The 16,394-nt window shown below is 58.6% G+C and carries 20 protein-coding genes; 11 read left to right on the top strand and 9 right to left on the bottom strand.

Annotated elements, in window-relative coordinates; translation table 11 throughout:
- The first annotated feature begins 79 nt into the window (after positions 1-79).
- The 3 genes from ACERIT_RS12185 (at position 80) to ACERIT_RS12175 (ending at position 1,412) form a co-directional block, all read left to right on the top strand.
- A complete protein-coding gene (locus ACERIT_RS12185; protein WP_373675135.1) occupies positions 80-436 on the top strand; it encodes a helix-turn-helix domain-containing protein in 357 nt (118 codons plus the stop codon).
- A gap of 213 nt (positions 437-649) precedes the next feature.
- Positions 650-877: a hypothetical protein gene (locus ACERIT_RS12180; RefSeq protein WP_373675134.1), complete on the top strand. Its 228-nt coding sequence runs from the start codon at positions 650-652 to the stop codon at positions 875-877.
- Between the two features lie 265 nt (positions 878-1,142).
- Entirely contained in the window at positions 1,143-1,412 is a 270-nt protein-coding gene (locus tag ACERIT_RS12175) for a hypothetical protein (protein WP_373675133.1), read from the top strand.
- A gap of 366 nt (positions 1,413-1,778) precedes the next feature.
- Here the strand turns inward: ACERIT_RS12175 and ACERIT_RS12170 are convergent, their stop codons facing one another.
- Positions 1,779-2,042, bottom strand: a complete 264-nt coding sequence (locus ACERIT_RS12170; protein ID WP_373675132.1) for a hypothetical protein — start codon at positions 2,040-2,042, stop codon at positions 1,779-1,781.
- 110 nt (positions 2,043-2,152) lie between these two features.
- Complete coding sequence (locus ACERIT_RS12165) at positions 2,153-2,335, bottom strand: hypothetical protein (protein WP_373675131.1); 183 nt, start codon at positions 2,333-2,335, stop codon at positions 2,153-2,155.
- Between ACERIT_RS12165 and ACERIT_RS12160 the strand changes: the two genes are divergently transcribed.
- From ACERIT_RS12160 to ACERIT_RS12150, 3 genes are all read left to right on the top strand, one after another.
- On the top strand, positions 2,334-3,614 hold the full coding sequence (locus tag ACERIT_RS12160) for a substrate-binding domain-containing protein (RefSeq protein WP_373675130.1): 1,281 nt from the start codon (positions 2,334-2,336) through the stop codon (positions 3,612-3,614). The two genes, ACERIT_RS12165 and ACERIT_RS12160, sit on opposite strands and share 2 nt — an antisense overlap.
- A 254-nt stretch (positions 3,615-3,868) precedes the next feature.
- The gene (locus tag ACERIT_RS12155) at positions 3,869-4,864 is read left to right on the top strand and encodes an ABC transporter permease (protein ID WP_373675129.1); all 996 of its coding nucleotides are present in this window, start codon (positions 3,869-3,871) and stop codon (positions 4,862-4,864) included.
- A complete protein-coding gene (locus ACERIT_RS12150; RefSeq protein WP_373675128.1) occupies positions 4,861-5,652 on the top strand; it encodes an ATP-binding cassette domain-containing protein in 792 nt (263 codons plus the stop codon). The genes ACERIT_RS12155 and ACERIT_RS12150 overlap by 4 nt, the downstream gene beginning before the upstream one ends.
- 242 nt (positions 5,653-5,894) lie before the next feature.
- Here ACERIT_RS12150 and ACERIT_RS12145 read toward each other — a convergent pair whose 3' ends face one another.
- Together ACERIT_RS12145 and ACERIT_RS12140 are read right to left on the bottom strand one after the other, a co-directional pair.
- Complete coding sequence (locus ACERIT_RS12145; RefSeq protein ID WP_373675127.1) at positions 5,895-6,059, bottom strand: DUF6757 family protein; 165 nt, start codon at positions 6,057-6,059, stop codon at positions 5,895-5,897.
- A gap of 167 nt (positions 6,060-6,226) precedes the next feature.
- On the bottom strand, positions 6,227-7,087 hold the full coding sequence (locus ACERIT_RS12140; protein WP_373675126.1) for a PHP domain-containing protein: 861 nt from the start codon (positions 7,085-7,087) through the stop codon (positions 6,227-6,229).
- A gap of 151 nt (positions 7,088-7,238) precedes the next feature.
- On the opposite strand from ACERIT_RS12140, the gene ACERIT_RS12135 reads away from it, so the two are divergent.
- Positions 7,239-7,523 (top strand): DUF2795 domain-containing protein, encoded by a 285-nt coding sequence (locus tag ACERIT_RS12135; RefSeq protein WP_373675125.1) that lies wholly within the window; start codon positions 7,239-7,241, stop codon positions 7,521-7,523.
- 520 nt (positions 7,524-8,043) lie between these two features.
- Here the strand turns inward: ACERIT_RS12135 and ACERIT_RS12130 are convergent.
- The gene (locus ACERIT_RS12130) at positions 8,044-9,093 is read right to left on the bottom strand and encodes a DUF5784 family protein (RefSeq protein ID WP_373675124.1); all 1,050 of its coding nucleotides are present in this window, start codon (positions 9,091-9,093) and stop codon (positions 8,044-8,046) included.
- 247 nt (positions 9,094-9,340) lie between these two features.
- Between ACERIT_RS12130 and ACERIT_RS12125 the strand changes: the two genes are divergently transcribed.
- On the top strand, positions 9,341-9,514 hold the full coding sequence (locus tag ACERIT_RS12125; protein WP_373675123.1) for a DUF5786 family protein: 174 nt from the start codon (positions 9,341-9,343) through the stop codon (positions 9,512-9,514).
- A 135-nt stretch (positions 9,515-9,649) separates the two neighbouring features.
- On the opposite strand, the gene ACERIT_RS12120 is transcribed toward ACERIT_RS12125, so the two are convergent.
- The gene (locus tag ACERIT_RS12120; protein WP_373675122.1) at positions 9,650-10,876 is read right to left on the bottom strand and encodes a helix-turn-helix transcriptional regulator; all 1,227 of its coding nucleotides are present in this window, start codon (positions 10,874-10,876) and stop codon (positions 9,650-9,652) included.
- Between the two features lie 239 nt (positions 10,877-11,115).
- Here ACERIT_RS12120 and ACERIT_RS12115 point away from each other — a divergent pair, with 239 nt between their 5' ends.
- Both ACERIT_RS12115 and ACERIT_RS12110 read left to right on the top strand, forming a co-directional pair.
- Entirely contained in the window at positions 11,116-11,304 is a 189-nt protein-coding gene (locus ACERIT_RS12115) for a hypothetical protein (protein ID WP_373675121.1), read from the top strand.
- A gap of 27 nt (positions 11,305-11,331) precedes the next feature.
- Entirely contained in the window at positions 11,332-11,901 is a 570-nt protein-coding gene (locus tag ACERIT_RS12110) for a 2'-5' RNA ligase family protein (protein ID WP_373675120.1), read from the top strand.
- Between the two features lie 78 nt (positions 11,902-11,979).
- Here the strand turns inward: ACERIT_RS12110 and ACERIT_RS12105 are convergent, their stop codons facing one another.
- Genes ACERIT_RS12105 through ACERIT_RS12095 form a run of 3 tightly spaced genes read right to left on the bottom strand, consistent with a single transcriptional unit; the run spans position 11,980 to position 13,703 of the window.
- Positions 11,980-12,627, bottom strand: a complete 648-nt coding sequence (locus ACERIT_RS12105) for a Zn-ribbon domain-containing protein (protein WP_373675119.1) — start codon at positions 12,625-12,627, stop codon at positions 11,980-11,982.
- Positions 12,628-13,062, bottom strand: a complete 435-nt coding sequence (locus ACERIT_RS12100; RefSeq protein ID WP_373675118.1) for a DUF2073 domain-containing protein — start codon at positions 13,060-13,062, stop codon at positions 12,628-12,630.
- Complete coding sequence (locus tag ACERIT_RS12095) at positions 13,062-13,703, bottom strand: GTP-binding protein (RefSeq protein WP_373675117.1); 642 nt, start codon at positions 13,701-13,703, stop codon at positions 13,062-13,064. Before ACERIT_RS12095 ends, ACERIT_RS12100 begins: the two co-directional genes overlap by 1 nt.
- Before the next feature lie 912 nt (positions 13,704-14,615).
- Between ACERIT_RS12095 and ACERIT_RS12090 the strand changes: the two genes are divergently transcribed.
- A complete protein-coding gene (locus ACERIT_RS12090) occupies positions 14,616-16,394 on the top strand; it encodes a Cdc6/Cdc18 family protein (protein ID WP_373675116.1) in 1,779 nt (592 codons plus the stop codon).

Below are 16,394 nucleotides of genomic sequence, written 5' to 3'. Positions count from 1 at the left end.
CGTTACCGGCTGGTAGACCTCCGTTACCGGTGACACTCAGCGTGTCAGCCGTCGACTTTCGGCCAACGGGAGAGCCGGTTTGGCAGATCTCAGAGCGGGGGATCACAAGTCGGATCATTATCAGTTGTTGGCAATATTGGCGAGGTTATTGTGGTTGGTTCACAAAGTTACAGGTATGCCGATCAGCATTGAGCGCTTCAAGGAGAAACCGGACGAACGTCTCAACCTCGAAGACGGGACTCCTGCCGACCGAATCAGTACATTCCTCGCCGAGCACGACGACAGGGCGTTCACGCGGACAGAAATCGCTGCCAGACTCGGAATCAGGCACAGAACCGTTGGTACGGTTCTGTCTCAGCTCGAAGACGAGGGCTTCGTCCGGAACAAGGGACGTCACTGGACGATCGTAGCTGATGCCGGTGATCCCCCCTCATAAACGCTCTTCTGTAACGTAGCGGAACTGACCGGACTTCAGAATATAATAGCTGCCGTCAATACTTACATATCCGCATACCGATATTGTAGTGTGAGTGATTCGACTGATCCCGATACGGGTCCGCCGAGGCTGAAACAGGGACTTGCAGCTATATCGCCCACTGAACGTACTCTTGAGGAAGGTATTCTCCGTGAAACTCGGAAGTTTCGGGGAATGACCCGAGAACAAGCAATCAACTACCTTACGAACCTCGGCGGCACTCGACAGAACGACCATCTCGTCACCGGTGACGGCTGGAAGGCAACCCTCTCCACACAACAGGAACCCGTTGGTCCCTCTTACCGTCTGACTGAAGTCACTATCACTTGGGTAGGCCCTCCTGACATCGTTGAACCGGTCATCCAGCGCTTCCGTCTGAAAGCCTTCCGTGCACCAGGCTAACCTCGTTCCTCGAGTCCGGTGAAAGAGGTGATTTCCCGTGAAATCCAACATCCCCAGCCGTCAGACGTGAATGAGACAAAGTTGCCATGCTGAAGTCATCCTCTGTGTCTTGCATGAGGCGTCCGGATCAGCCCAACGTGTGTCAGTACCGGCTGTGCAGGCACCGTGGTTTAGAGACCATATGTGATGAAGTAGTGACCTGCATCATATCTCTCTGCCAGCCAAACGGTTATTCTGTCTGTTCGAGAGCGATCGTTGTCTGAGCTTGAGCAACGAACGTCCCATCAAGGTGCCCGTCTCCAGAGAGGGTGAGCTTGTAGTCGGCACGAATCGAGGCAGAGCCGTTGACGCTCTCATCATCGCTGTAGATGAGTACCTCAACTCCTGTGCCGACAGGTGTCCCGTCGTCGTATTCGGCCTCACCTATCGATTACTCTTCGGCGTACAAGAGAGTTCGTCGGCATTCGGGACACACGTATGGGACCGGCGTGAGGATTTCGTCTACCCGTATGCTGCTAAGGAATCCGTCTTCTGATGACTCTGAGACAATGGACAGCTCTCCAAGGGCATCGGTCCCTTGCAGCTTCATCTGCTCTAATGGTTCCTCACAATCTGGACAGACTTTCTCAGAGGGCATCTCTGTATGGAACAGAGCCATCCCTCTCAAAAACTACTGTGATTTGTTCTCTAGTTCGTGGTGGAACGATACACCCGGAAACAAAAGGGTAGAAGCCCGGACGTCTCGCGATGAACTGCTTTTGTTGAGACATCCTCGGTCTGTGAGGACGCCTGCTAGGGAAACAGCTCCCAGCACGAGGAGTACGTATACGAGTCTCGTCGTTCGGCGGCTGTCCACCAAGCACAAACCATCAGTATAGCCGAACCGGTCCGTGTCGGATACTCACTCACCGGACAACTGCGTTCCACGAGCGACGACGTACATGAGCACGATACCAGTCCCGACGGAAAGGATGAACTGGCCCAATATGACCAGTACCTCACCAATAGGTGAGCTGCCAAGTGCAAGAAACACGAGACCAAAGGGCACGAGGCTGAGAGTAACGAACAGGCCAATGAGTTTACCCAGCGGGATCGCTTCCGAGAGAATTTGAGTTCCATCCAGCTCTCCAGAAACCGAATCGATGAAGGGGGTAGTGGAGGACATACAGGCAGATATGTTCAACCGGTCCGAAAATAGGTGCTGGTGTGTGGATGGAGCGTTCCGTTGCTCAATACAACAGATTCAACGCGGAACCCATTTGTTTGAAGAAGAGTCTAAAAACCATGTTTTTGATCCTTTTCTCCAGGTTTGTGAGAATCAAACCAATACCCTCGTATAAGATCATAATCCTCAGTCAGTTCGTCAACTAACTTATGAATATCATAATTTAAGCCCTCATCTCCATACCCAGTTGAATGCATAGACTTATTAATGGCTAATGGGATACGGTTTGCCATGGGTGACAGACTCCCACATGGTTTGGAATCGCGAAGAGATTTCCTTCGATATGCGAGTGCCGCAGGTCTGAGTATCGGGGTGGCCGGTTGTTCGGGTAACGGCAACGGTGGCGGAGACAGTGGAAGCGGTAATGGCGGAGACAGTGGAAGCGGTAATGGCGGAGACAGTAGCGGGGACGGCGGTAGCGGGAGCGATAGTGGAAGCAACAGCCCGTACTCTGCCGAAAATCAAGAGATCGTCGATAATATCGATCCGAAATCGCTTGAACCCGATGAACTCATCGGCATCGGTTCCAAGGGCTTCGAGCCGAGCAGCCCGGAGACGGTAGAACTCTCGGACGCCCAACTCCAAGAGATAGAAGAAATGGACGCGCAGACTGCGATCGTCTTCCATTACCTGAAGACGGCGTGGGTACGCCTTCAGCGGAAGGGGCTGACCGAGCGCTTCGAGGACATCGGATTCTCTCTGGAAGGTGTCTACGGGTCGGAGTTCGACGCCGAGAAACAGGCGAACATCGTGGAAACCCTGGCTGGGAAGGGTTCCGTTGACGCGATCACCTCGCGACCGCTCGACGCGAACACGACGTCAGGGGCGTTCAAAACGGCCGCCGATGCCGGGAAAGATCTGGTGTTCATGGATGATATCCCCTCCGGGCTGAATCATCCGGACGACTTCGCCAGTATGGTCGCGGCAGACAACCGGGCGCTCGGGGTTATCGGCGGACACGTCATGGCGGAGTTCGTCGGCGAGGGTGACATCATCATGATCGGTTTCGGACAGGCCGTGAAGTCCGTCGACGAGCGTGAGAGCGGATTCCGTGAGACCATCGAACAGTACGACGGAATCAACATCGTCGAGCAGGTCGACTTCAACGACGCGAACAAGGTCCAGAACAAGGCGGCGAACCTGATGACAGCCAATCCGCAGGCCAAGGGGCTCTGGGCGCCGTGGGACGACCCGCCGGGAATGCAGTGCGTTGCCGCCGCTAAAGAACAAGGGAAAGATCCCCAGGAATTCCACATCACGACCTGTGACCTTGGCGAGCGCTCCGCGCAGAATATGGCGGAGGGCGGGTACATCAAGGGCATCGGTTCCCAGCGACCGTACGACCAAGGGGTGAGCGAAGCGAACGCCATCGCACAGGCGGTACTCGGGAACGAGACGCCGCCATACATTGGCGTCCCGGCGCTGGCAGTGACTCGGAAGAACCTTCTCAGCGCCTACGAGGCGGTTTTCAAAGAGAGTCCCCCCGAGAAGCTGGAAAATCAGTTTAACTAATGAAAACGAAGAGCTTCGTTGTAGAAGCGATTCGACGAGGGGGACGATGATAGGGTCACTCGGACATCCTCGCGATTACATCCGACCTGCGTTCCCTTTTTCAGATCGCGGGGCACCGCTGTCGTCTCAATGGCTGACACAACCATACTGGAACGTAACCGGCGCGTAGCGTACTCAACTACCAAATCTACGAAAAGCAGATATTATGGACAAATTCACGACACGGATCGAATACAAATTGGAGGTGATCGCGAGTGAGCAACGATAGTGGTTCGTTCACCGCGGTCGTTCAGAACGGAATCGGACGCCTGGTGCCCGAACGAGTGACGCGTGAAGACCACGTCGTCGTCCTCGCACTGCTTGTCATCATGGCGGTGTTCACGTACTCGTCGCAGTACTTCCTGACGCCGGATAACCTCACCAATATACTCAGACAGACTGCCATCGTCACGATTCTCAGCCTGGGGATGACCTACGTGATCATTAGTGCGGAGATCGACGTCTCCGTGGGCGCCGTGATGGCTCTGAGTGCGATGCTGGCAGCGCTCGTGATCAGTTCTGGCTACGGATGGTTCGCCGGCGCGCTTACCGGCCTCTCCGTCGGCGGCATTTTCGGACTCGTCAACGGCTGGGTGACCACTCGAATCGGGATTCCTTCGTTTTTGGTGACACTAGGAACGCTCGGTGCGGGACGTGGGCTGGCACTGATGGTAACGGACACAAAGCCCGTTCCCATCGACAACGCCACGTTCTTTACAATCTTCAGTGGGAATGTCGGTCCGGTTCCGAAACTCGTCGTCTGGACCACCGCACTCTGCGTGGTAGCCCACGTGGTACTCTCTCGGACCCAGTTCGGGAGGCACGCCTACGCCACGGGGGATCAAGAACAGGCAGCTCGATTCACGGGGATTTCGACGAAGCGCGTGAAGCTACTTACGTTGACGATATCCGGACTCATGGCCGGCATGGCCGGTCTGTTGCTCGTCGGTCGATTGAGCGCCGCTCGGCCTACGATGGGTGCAGGTATCGAACTCTCCGTCATCGCGGCCGTTATTATCGGAGGAACGTCCCTCTTCGGCGGCAGGGGTTGGATACCGGGGACTATCATCGGAGCCCTGCTGATGAGTACGATCGACAACGGTCTCGTGTTGAACGGATTCGGAACGGAACACCAACAGTTCGTGCGAGGAATCGTCATTATCCTCGCCGTTGCGCTCCGGAAGTCCGACGAGGAGAGTGGATGGATATGAGTTCGGAAAACACCCACATCCGATTCGAGGACGTGTCGAAGACGTTCGGGCCGATCCTTGCCCTTGACGACGTCTCCTTCTCGGTCCGAAAAAACGAGGTGTTGGCCGTGATGGGAGACAACGGTGCCGGCAAGTCGACGCTCATGAAAATTCTGTCGGGGGTTCTCCAGCCAACGAGCGGCGAGATCTACGTCAACGGTGAGGCTGTCGACTTCCAGAACCACATTGACGCACAGGAAGTCGGCATCGAAACCGTCTACCAAGACCTCGCGATCGCTCCGAGTCGGACGGTCACCGACAACATCTTCATGGGGAAAGAAGTGATTCAATCCGGGGCAATACGGCGACGCCTGGGTTTCGTCGACGACCCGGCAATGGAGAAACGGACGGAAGAAATCCTCGAACGGCTTGACCTGGGCAGGGTAAGTCCCAGTCAGGAGGCCGGCGTCCTTTCAGGGGGGCAACAACAGGCAGTAGCGGTCGGACGGGCTCTCGGATCTGACCCCGACGTGCTCATACTTGACGAGCCCACGAGCGCCTTGTCAGTCGAGGCCGTGGATCGGATTCTGGACCTCGTGAAACAGCTCCAGAACGAGGGGTTGACGATCATCCTCATCGACCACAACATCGACGAGGTGTTCGAAGTCGCCGACCGCGCTGCCGTCCTCGCGTCGGGCCGCTATATGGGCACGCGGGATATCGACTCGCTAACGGAACACGACCTCATCCAGATGATGATGGGTAACAGCGATACCGGAGGAGAGGCGACCGACGAGACGACGGTATAGCGAACTCGCCCGGTCTCCAACTCCGCAGTTTCGGGACGGTAGCTCACGAGACATCGTCCCATCAGGGTCGGAGGACGTGAAATCACCATCCGATGCTAGAAGCAGGCGAATCGGATAACCGAACACCACAGGACGGCGAGATTCACGTATCACAACTGAAGCGGAGAGTATACCCAAGAGCACGGAGCGCCTCGCTCGCGCCGGAACGATTCACTCGACATCCCGGTCGCCCGATTCGGGAACTACTCGGGACCCTCGACGTCGACGTGCTCTTTGAGGGTTTCGAGCTCGTCGGAGTCAGCCAGTTCCTGCACGCGCTCGCGGAAGTGCACCTGACAGAGGCCGACGGTGACGCCGTCGGATTCGGCCTCGTATGCAGCCTCCCGATCGCAGTAGTGGCAGTACATACCTGATTGTTGGGGCCGAGAAAGGTTAAGCCTAGCCTTGTCCACGGAATTTTCCGGCCCGATCGCGGGTTTGTGGACCGGGTATGCGGCGGGGAGGGAGCGAGCGGAGTAATTGAACGTGGGATCGAGAAGCGAGCGGAGCGGTCGGACCTTGGATCAAGAAGCGATCAGGTGACGGAGGCGTGATCGAGTATGGCGCGTCGAACCGGTTCGAACGCGGACTGCGTGAGACCGGCGACGCCGAGGGTTCGATCGTGGGCGTCCGTACCGCCGGTCGCGAGGAGGTCGAGTCCACCACGTTCGAGAAGCCGATCGATCCGGGAGGGATCGACGTCGAAGCCATAGGGATACCACCGCTCCACCGCATCCAACTCTCGAGCGAGTTCGAGCGCGGCGTCGACGTCACCATACCGGAACGGATGGGCGAGCGCGACGACCGCACACGACTCAGAGAGCAGGTCGATCCCTCGATCGAGAGAGGTCACCTGACGTGGAACGTAACAGGGACCATCGGCGCCGATCAGATCCGCGAAGGCGTCCGCGTAGTCGTAGGGTGCCGGCGAATCCGCGATCGCCTGCGCGATATGTGGACGGCCGATCCCGGGACGAGGTTCGATATCGAGTCGGACGTCGAGTCGCGACTGGACGCGATCGATGATCCGTCGCCCCCTCTCGCGGCGGTCCCGCTGGAGGAGCTCGGTCTCACGGACGAGTGCGTCGGTCTCTTTGACGCCGTAGCCGAGCAGATCGAACCGCTCGTCACCGGCGTCAACACGAAGCTCGATGCCGCGAACGATCGAGATTCCCTCCCGTTCAACGACCGGTTCGGGAAGTCGGGGATGGATCCGATCGTGATCCGTGACTGCGACCCATTCGAGACCCGCACGCTCGGCTGCGGAAGGGATCTCCGAGAGGGTGAGCGTCCCGTCCGATGCGGTCGTATGAACGTGGAGATCGGCGACGATCGACCGGTTCTCGCGGGGAACGGCGGGCCGATCGGTACCGGACTGTGCAGGTCCAGTGGGCATACCGAATCGAAGGGACGACCGTACAGAAAGCCATCGCCCCGAGTCGGATGTCACCAACCGACGTATGTCATTAATCATCATTAAATAATGTCTATCGGCTAAGAACATACATGGAAAATGATTAAGAATGTAGAGAAGGGATATGCTATTGATGGAACTGAACGAGATTAAAGAACGGCTCGAACAACACCAATATCCGGCGACGACCGAGGAGATAATCGCGGCGCACGGCGACGTCCGGATCGATCTGGCGGGCGGGTCCGAACGACTCGAGGAGGTGCTTTCACGGTTCGGGGAGGAGACGTTCGATCGACCCGAGGAAGTCTACGAGACGATTCAAACCGGAGTCTGTCACTACGGCGTTGGACGGCGGTTCTACTCCGACCGCGATCCGGCCACGATCGGGGGAACCGGTCCGACGCCGATCTCCTTTTAGCTGTATGCAGGCGCTAAGCCCCCACCCTCAACGAGCGCCGGGCTTCCGACGGGTGTCGGAAGCACAAGCGAGTAGGGTGGGGATACAGCGCCGCCATCGTTTATTTTCGTGTGAATCGGTGTCCTTACTACCCCGGCGGTTGAATGCGGTAGTACGATGCTCGCCACGCCTTCGGCGTTGTTCAAACGCGACAAGAAGCGTGCAACGTCGGTTGTGGTCGAGTGTCCAATCGGTAGGAGTGGGACACTCCGAACCGCCTGTAAAGGGGAATCGCCTGCGGAGTCTGGAACCACTGTGCCCACCTCGGGTACAAGCTCCGACGCAGAAACAGGAAGCCCCGACCTCAACAAGCGAGGGCCGAGTAGGCCCGAGCGCGATAGGTCGGGATAGTTCACATATCTCCTTTTTGAGGACCGGAGGGATACTGATCTCCGTTTGAAGGGTTGGACGATCCGAACCAGTATTGATCAAACCACCAGTAGATCGAGAAAAACGAAGTCGCAATCGACGGTGACCGATCCTACTCGCGGAGGTCGATCGTCTCATCGAGATCGAGCGGGACCGAACCGATCCGATACCCCTCGACGTGCCCCGAGGGCCTGGCCCGGTAGACGACGGCGGGGCGGTGACGAACGTCGGGTCGTTCGCCGAGGACTGCCTGCCAGTCGTCGTCGGGAAACGACGAGCAGTCAACGAACAGGGTGACCCCGCCGCCGTGTGACTCCAGTTGGCCGTCGGTTTTCGTCTGGGCGGTGTCCCGAACTGCTGAGACCGGATCGCCGGCAGATCTGCCCGAGACGGGCTGGGGGCGGGTTACCTCGACGAGAAACGACGCCGGATCGTCGGGAGCGGACGCACGATAGTCGAGTGAGTGGCCGGTCGTGACCTCAATCTCCGGCGTGACCGCGTAGCCGGCACGGACGAGTATATCCGCGGCGACGTACTCAGCGATCGCCGCGCTCATCCGGACGTGATCAAGGTGAGGCGAGGTGCCGAGTTTGCCGGCCATCACCTCGCGGTAGGGATCGAGAGTGCCCCGTTGAAGCGCGCTCTCCAGAAACGGCAGGACCTCCTCGCGGTCGGCGTCGGGGAACCCGGCGGCGTGATCGCGAAAGAACCGCCGGGTCGTCTCGGCGCCATCCTTCGAGCAGAAGACTGGGAGGAAAAACCACGCGAGGTGTGGGTACGCCTCGATCCATGGTTCCTCCATCGACAATTCGGCGAGTAGTTCGCGTTCGGCCCATCGCTGAACGGAATAGGCGACCTCCTCGAAACCGAACTTATCGGTCTTCCAGAGGGAACTCGGCGTCTCGGTATTGCCGATCCAGTATCCAACCGGTCCCGAATCGGCACCGTTTGGCGGGTCCGGATCGTCGTCCGTCCAGCAGAACAGCGCCATCGAGCCGTCGTCCATCTCGAAACGGCGCGCGTCGAACCCCGACGGCGGGGCGAACCACGGGGATCGTCCGCGTGCGCCGAGATTCTCGTCGAGGGGGCGTTCGATTCGGTCGCGAACGGATTCGTCGCTCCACCGGCCGGGAGCGCGTCGAAAGCGGAGCGGTCGTGCCACGGATTATGTAGGCTATGAGAACGGTAATGGGTTCCGATGTGGATGACGATCGCCGGTCTCCCCGAGGAAATACGTCCCCAAAACGGGAGGGCTACGCGCCTACTGAGGGCTACGCGCCTACCGGGTCGTTCGATGCGACGACCGCAGTTACAAGCGACGTGACGACGAGCGAGCGATCGAAATCCCGGAGATGTCCCGTGAATAACCGTTACATATTTGTATGGATATTGCTAATGGAAGGCATACCATGTCAATGGGTGCCTATGACGAAGACGAACACGAACGTCGCGAGCAGAAGACGGGTGTGGTTGATGCCGGATTCGACGACGAGCGGACCGACTACCGGGGCTCGATCACCTACGAGTCGGGTGAATCCGCGGAGGACCTACTCGATCAGTTTCACGAGCTAAACGAGACGTGATCGGACGATATCACGACGAGATCGATTCGTGAATTCTCGGGAGTATGCTAGAACGACGAGCCCGGCGCTAGAGATACGAATCCGACGCTAAAACGACGAGCCACGGGAGAAGTTCGACGTCTACACTACTGTCCCTCAGCCGTCGGCTTCCCCGTCGCCGGCACGGTCACCGTGATCGCGTCCGTCATCCGCGTCCTCACCGCCGGTATCGCCCTCAGCAAGATCAACGGTGTCCGCTTCGGGGAGCCGAAGCACGTTCTCACGGCCCAGACGGAAGCTTTCGAGTTTCCCCTCATCGCGAAGGTCGGAGACGATCTGGCTCGTTCGGGCGTCAGTCCATCCGAGCGTCTGCACGACGTCCTGTTGTTTCATCCGCCCGCCATGTTCACGAAGCAAGCGAAGAACCCGTTCTTCGTTGCTCAACAGTTCCTCGGCCTCGGATCCGACCGCCGCACCCGATCCGGTATCACCTCCCGGTTTCGACTCGAATTCGTCCTCCCTCTCCGTTTCGGGTTCCGTCACCGGCGATTCCGCCACCTCACCCGAATCGCCGCCGGCCAGGGAACGTCGATCTCGGCCGCGATGCCGATACGCCATCACGATGGCCAAGAACACGAGGACGACGACCAGGGCAATAGCGATCGGGAGCCAGCCGATCCCGGTTCCGAGAACGCCCGACGGAGCAGTCTCGATGTGCGGTTCGTCGTTCGCGAAGTCGGTCGGTCCGGTCCAGGTGACGGAGTCCGATCGCGTCTCGTCGGGCGTCGGCCGAACGTTCTGGAGGTCGTGACTCTCGGGCCACGCGAGCGTGAGCCGCTGCTCCTCCTCCAAGAAGAGACCGGCGATCGCATCTCCAGCCGTGATCCGGTCATCGGAGACGACCGCGAAGTTGGTCCACTCGAACTCGTAGATCAAGACGCCGTATGCCTCGGGAAGTTCACGACGCTGCGTCTCGACGGAGACGTCGCGGATCGTCATCGACCGGCCGGTCGCCGTGGCGCCCGCATCGGCGGACGACTGCATCCGCGATCGGAATCGGTCGGTATAGGTCGACTCGTTTTGCCGGACATCCTCCTGAAGGTCTTCGAAGGCCGCCTCACGGTCGTCGGTATCAAGTCGGGTTCGATACTCGATCCGCCAGGCCGCATTCCCGGATTCGAGGACCTTTGCCCGCAAGGTCACGCGGTCAGCATCGATATCCTGTGCAGCCACCGATCCCCCCCCAAGATCGAGTGCGGTCGCGGTTCCGGAGCCGCCTGGAATGACGAGAACCGCGAGGAATGAGACGGCGAGAAACGCCGTGAACGCGACGAAACAGACGCGTCGTACTCGATCAGTTCTGACGGACGCGTGTATCCCCATGGAAGCCGATGCGTGTGCACACCGTATATCGGTTTCTCATATGGAAGCCGATGCGCGTGCACACCGTATATCGGAGGTGCGTGATTCCGATTCTATCGATTCCTCATGGTTTGGCTTCTGTTGGGGCCTCATGGTTCGGCTTCTATCAGAGTCTCATGATGTGACTTCCGAACGGCTAGCTGACTGATTCCGTCGACCAAGCCACAATTCTTTTCGATGCTTGGCACCCAAAAGCGGGTATGACCCGAGCGAGCATAGACGTCGAAGACCTCTTGAAGATCGTACTCGGACTCGTGATCGTCTGGCTCGTCCTCGAGATACTCAGCCTGCTTTTGAACATCACTTTCGCGGTGTTTCGCGCGCTTCCGATGGTCATCGGGATCGTCCTCATCGTCGTGATCGTTCTCTGGTTGACGGACAACCTCTAATTCCCCAGCTGAGACGGCCCATTTCGAATGTTCAGCCTCAACGTCCCGCTTCCGCCGGCCGTCGACCGACTCGCTGACGATCTGCATCCACGTCTCGTCGCGTTTGATCGGATTCGCGAGCGGCGCACGCTCCTCTGCAAACGGATCAGTGTCGACGACGTGAGAGTGGGGGGATCACGAACCGGGGGTGCGGGCGGGAGGAGCAGCCAGAGGACGGCCGCGAGCAGGGACCGCGCGATCGCCGAGCTTCGCGAGCGGATCCGACCGGTACTCGCCGGGATCGGACCGATCGATCTGCGGATCACCGGGATCGATTACTTCCGATATCCGACACGCGGACCGGGGCCGGTGGTGTATCTGCGCGTGGAAAGCGACGGTCTCCACCGAGTGCATCGACGTCTCTGTAGCATCTTCGATCCGGTCGCCGGAATGGAAGGAGATGAGTACATCCCGCACGTCACGCTCGCGCGCGGTGGAGACGTGGAGGCGGCAAGACGAATTTCGGCCGTCGACGTGGATCCGATCGAGTGGCGTACGCAGTCGCTTGAGATATACGATCCGGATTTCCGCGAGCCGGCAGCCACGATCGAACTGTGAACCGGCGGTTTTCCGCACGTTCGTGGCTCGATGACCGCTCCGTAAACCAGTCCGATGACTCGATGACCGCCGAGTGAATCAGTCCTCGTCCGGTCCCCAATCCCCGGGCATCTCGATGACGTAGCGACCGTCCTCCTGCAGCGAGATGATGTACTCCTGTCTGTCGTATAGCTCCATCAGGTTGAGTTCGTACTGGCCGGGACTGACGATGCGAATGCTCTCGAACTGGTCGTTGAGTTTTTCGCGAAGCTCTGCAAGCTCCGGATCGGGATCACGATCGGAGTCGGGGACGACGGTCTCGTCCGAGGGAGTTTCCTCGGGTGACGTCGTTGTAGCTTCTTCGGGCCGATCAGAGGCGGGATCGTCGGGGGAACCGAAGGCATCGGACTCCCTCGCGACGGACAGTTCATCGGAACTGACGACCGCAGAGCGCGCGTCGGCTTGGGCGTCATCCTCGGCAACCGGTGTGTCCTGATCGACGACCGACGCTTCGTCGGGATCGACCTCGCTATCGTCGACGTCGTCGTCACCGAAGTCGGATGATCGTGCGTCCGCGGACGTCGCTCTATCGTCGGATTCGAAGGAGCCACCGGACCGATTCTCGGGATCGATCGCGGATCGAGGTTTGAACTGGAACTTGTTGCCGCCGCAGTCGGGACATCCGGACAGCATCTCCTTCGAGCCGTCAGCGAAGGTTCGGCCACACTCGATACACTGGTGGGGCATCTACCGGCGGGAGACGAGTGCGCTGATGAGCGTCTCGTCTTTATGCAGCGTTTTGAGTTGGTTCGCCGGACCGATGACGGTGAGCTTCTGAGTCGACTCACGGCCCATGATGCGATCGAGAAGCGTCTTCTCACCGGTATCGGATCTCGGATACGTCTCGATCTCGATCCCGCTGAAGTCGTCGGGGCTGATCTCCGTCATCGTGACCTCGATGAGTTTTGACTCCTCGTCGGGTGAGAGTCCCTCCTCGAGGATGACGATGTTGCCGTCGCGGACGCCATCGAGGATGAGCCGTATCTTCTCCATGCCGGTGAGTCCGTCCATCCTGGCGCCGCTTATCAGGTCGATCCGCACGCCATCGTCATCGTCAGCATCGTCGACGTTCGATCCTCCAGGAGGTCCGTCCGGAGAATCGTCGGGTGTTGCTTCGGGCATTATGCGAAGTACTCCGCGATCTTGTCGTACACTTCGTCCATGTTGTCACCCTCCAAGGCCGAAAGCGGGATCGTCTCGTGTTGGGGGAAGGCGTTTGCAACTCGCTTGACGCTCGCGTCGGGGAGATCGGTCTTGTTCGCGAGGATGAGCACCGGGAGGTCCTGTGACTCGATGATCCCGATGAGCATGGTGTTGACCTGGGTGAACGGATCGTTCGCGGAGTCGAGAACGTAGATAACGCCGTCGACGTCCTCTCGAAGCCAGTGCATCGCCTCGGCGACGCCCTCGGTGGCCTCACGGGAGCGGCGGACGGCGTCGTCTTTTTCCATGTCGTGATCGAGAAACTCCGTGTAGTCGACCTTGGTCGTGACCCCGGGCGTGTCGACGATATCGATCGTCACGGTACGTCCGTTCCGTTCGATCTCGACGTTCTCCTTGCGGCGAGCCCGTCGCGTCTCGTGGGGTATGTGGCTCTCCGGACCGACGGCGTCGCCGGTCCAATCTCGGGCGATACGGTTCGCGAGCGTCGTTTTCCCGGCGTTTGGGGGTCCATAGATGCCGATCCGCTTCGGCTCGTCATCCGCAAACAGCCGGTCAGAGACTCGCGAGATACTGTCTTTGAGGTTCGTGAGCAGTCCCATCCTGGCCTCCGTCCCTGCGACCGTGCGGGGAGTATACCGCAGTTTCCACGCCGCTCTCACTTAAGAACTGCGTCAGACACGGTGAGGATCGATGATCCGTCGGGATCGATCTCCCCTCTCTCACTTTCCTCCCCTCCTCTCCCGCCCCCCACCCCTTCGTTTCGGGTGGAACTCGGAATCAATGGGGGAGAGTGGTGGTCGAGGGTATTATAATAACGGTAGTTTTATTATAGAACATCTAGAAACGGACCCGTATTGCAGAATTAAGTATAATACCACCACCAATCTACTTATTTTATATTCTTATTTTATGTATTTAAACTGTTCTCAGGATCCGCTTCACATCACGACCCTCCTTCGTCCGTTCCACCCGAAACGAAGGGGTGGGGGGGGGGGATCACCTTCGTCGAATTGGTCGGTTAATGGCTCGGCCGATTGGCCGGTTGATTGGTGAACCGATTGGTCGGTTTGGTTTGGTTCGGTTGGATCGGCTCTGAAGTCGATCCTGATCTCCCATGACCTGGGTTGACTCCATTGAACGGGAATCGACTCCACTGAACGGGAATTAACTTCACTGAACGGACCGACCGGGGCCTGGGAAACGGACTGACTAGGAATCCAAGGAAACGATCGGGTTCCTCCACGACCGATCGGATTCTTCTACGACGATTTGGCGGATGAACTGCCTGCTTTTGGTCCCTTCCTTTGGATGTCGGTAGGTATCTCTCGTTGTCCCACCCTCCTTTCAATTGGAGAGGGCAATACTTTTATCGTATGTACACATCTGTTTCGATTGCATCATCTGGACGCCCCGCCTTGAGCGTTATCACGTCTACATTGGGCTCACGCCGCCCAACGCCGATATCTCCGCTCCTTTCGGGGTGTTCTCCACATGAAATGGAGGGGTTTGACATGGGTCAAAACGATACAACAGAGGGGGAGACGATCGACATAAGCGACTCGAATAACTCGACAGGAAAGGATCCATCTACGGACCGACCGGAGTCGAATACCGACGACGATACTGACACCGGTACTGGAGTCGATACTGACACCGGTACTGGCGTTGATTCCGACATCGATTCTGGGATTGGTACGCTCTCCGCCACGGACGTGGACGACTCGACGAATCCGGGTCGCTCCGAAACCGATCGATCGATTTCGATCGACGTTGACTCGCCCTCCAGTCGAGATCGCTCCTCTCCGGACGTCGATATCGACGGCGTCGTTCTCGATGACGAAGACGAGGAGGAACAGAGCCAGGGCCTCTTCGACGATCTCCTGTCGGGTGAGCCGATCTTCGAGAACAAGGAAGTCCTTCGTCCCTCCTACACGCCACGCGAACTCCCACATCGGACCGATCAAATAAACCGAATGGCTACGATACTCGTTTCGGCACTCCGTGGTGAGACCCCCTCCAACATCCTGATCTACGGCAAGACCGGCACCGGAAAGACCGCCTCCGCCAAGTTCGTCTCCAACGAACTCGAGTCCACCTCGAAGAAGTACGAGGTCCCCTGTGAGGTCCAGTACATCAACTGTGAGGTGACTGACACCCAGTACCGCGTGCTCGCGCAGCTCGCGAACGAGTTCATCGAAAAGAACGAGACGGTTATCCACGAACGGATCGAGGAGCTTCAGAAACTTCGATCGCGTGTCGATGAGGGATCCGTCCCCGAGGAATCCGACCGCTCTGACGGCACTGATACTGCCGATAGCTCCGATCCGTTTGACGGAACCGAGTTCGACGATGTCGAGGCGATCGACGACCGGATCGCCGAACTCGAGGACGACGAAGAGAACATGACGGAGGTCCCGATGACCGGATGGCCGACCGATCGTGTCTACTCGACGTTCTTCGAGGCAGTGGACTACCACGAGCGCGTCGTGGTCATCATGCTCGATGAGATCGACAAGCTCGTCGAGAAGTCCGGCGACGACACGCTTTATAACCTCTCGCGGATGAACTCGGAACTCGAAAATTCCCGGATCTCGATCATGGGGATCTCGAACGACCTGAAGTTCACCGACTTCCTCGATCCCCGCGTCAAATCGAGCCTGGGAGAAGAGGAGATCGTCTTTCCCCCCTACGACGCAAATCAACTTCGCGACATCCTCCAGCACCGCGCGGACGTCGCGTTCAAATCCGACGCGCTTACCGACGACGTGATCCCGCTTTGTGCGGCCTTCGCCGCCCAGGAACACGGCGATGCCCGGCGCGCACTCGATCTCCTCCGGACGGCTGGCGAGTTGGCCGAACGGTCGCAGGCCGAGATCGTCGGCGAAGAACACGTTCGACAGGCACAGGACAAGATCGAACTCGACCGCGTCGTCGAGGTCGTCCGAACGCTTCCCACCCAAAGCAAGATCGTCCTCTTTTCGATCATCCTCCTCGAGAAGAACGGCGTTCACAACATCAACACGGGCGAAGTGTTCAACATCTACAAACGCCTTTGTGAGGAGATCGACGCCGACGTGCTCACCCAGCGTCGCGTGACCGATCTCATCTCGGAACTCGATATGCTGGGGATCGTCAACGCCGTCGTCGTCTCGAAGGGCCGATACGGCCGTACCAAGGAGATGGGACTTTCCGTGCCGATCGACGAGACTGAAGCCGTCCTCCTATCCGATTCCCGACTCGGCGACATCGAGAACGCCCAGCCGTTCGTTCAGGCCCGATTCGACAACTAA

Origin of the sequence: Halopenitus sp. H-Gu1 (genome assembly GCF_041821145.1) — an archaeon.
Classification (GTDB): domain Archaea; phylum Halobacteriota; class Halobacteria; order Halobacteriales; family Haloferacaceae; genus Halopenitus.
Note: the sequence above shows the minus strand (reverse complement) of the source record. Positions and strands in the feature narration are given on the sequence as shown.

Excerpts from the sequence above, each read along its gene's own strand:
- ACERIT_RS12100 (WP_373675118.1), bottom strand. The coding sequence starts at position 13,062 with ATGCCCGAAGCAACACCCGACGATTCTCCGGACGGACCTCCTGGAGGA.
- ACERIT_RS12110 (WP_373675120.1), top strand. The coding sequence starts at position 11,332 with ATGTTCAGCCTCAACGTCCCGCTTCCGCCGGCCGTCGACCGACTCGCT.
- ACERIT_RS12105 (WP_373675119.1), bottom strand. The coding sequence starts at position 12,627 with ATGCCCCACCAGTGTATCGAGTGTGGCCGAACCTTCGCTGACGGCTCG.
- ACERIT_RS12160 (WP_373675130.1), top strand. The coding sequence starts at position 2,334 with ATGGGTGACAGACTCCCACATGGTTTGGAATCGCGAAGAGATTTCCTT.
- ACERIT_RS12165 (WP_373675131.1), bottom strand. The coding sequence starts at position 2,335 with ATGGCAAACCGTATCCCATTAGCCATTAATAAGTCTATGCATTCAACT.
- ACERIT_RS12140 (WP_373675126.1), bottom strand. The coding sequence starts at position 7,087 with ATGCCCACTGGACCTGCACAGTCCGGTACCGATCGGCCCGCCGTTCCC.
- ACERIT_RS12120 (WP_373675122.1), bottom strand. The coding sequence starts at position 10,876 with ATGGGGATACACGCGTCCGTCAGAACTGATCGAGTACGACGCGTCTGT.
- ACERIT_RS12125 (WP_373675123.1), top strand. The coding sequence starts at position 9,341 with ATGTCAATGGGTGCCTATGACGAAGACGAACACGAACGTCGCGAGCAG.
- ACERIT_RS12150 (WP_373675128.1), top strand. The coding sequence starts at position 4,861 with ATGAGTTCGGAAAACACCCACATCCGATTCGAGGACGTGTCGAAGACG.
- ACERIT_RS12095 (WP_373675117.1), bottom strand. The coding sequence starts at position 13,703 with ATGGGACTGCTCACGAACCTCAAAGACAGTATCTCGCGAGTCTCTGAC.
- ACERIT_RS12145 (WP_373675127.1), bottom strand. The coding sequence starts at position 6,059 with ATGTACTGCCACTACTGCGATCGGGAGGCTGCATACGAGGCCGAATCC.
- ACERIT_RS12090 (WP_373675116.1), top strand. The coding sequence starts at position 14,616 with ATGGGTCAAAACGATACAACAGAGGGGGAGACGATCGACATAAGCGAC.
- ACERIT_RS12115 (WP_373675121.1), top strand. The coding sequence starts at position 11,116 with ATGACCCGAGCGAGCATAGACGTCGAAGACCTCTTGAAGATCGTACTC.
- ACERIT_RS12170 (WP_373675132.1), bottom strand. The coding sequence starts at position 2,042 with ATGTCCTCCACTACCCCCTTCATCGATTCGGTTTCTGGAGAGCTGGAT.
- ACERIT_RS12135 (WP_373675125.1), top strand. The coding sequence starts at position 7,239 with ATGGAACTGAACGAGATTAAAGAACGGCTCGAACAACACCAATATCCG.
- ACERIT_RS12180 (WP_373675134.1), top strand. The coding sequence starts at position 650 with ATGACCCGAGAACAAGCAATCAACTACCTTACGAACCTCGGCGGCACT.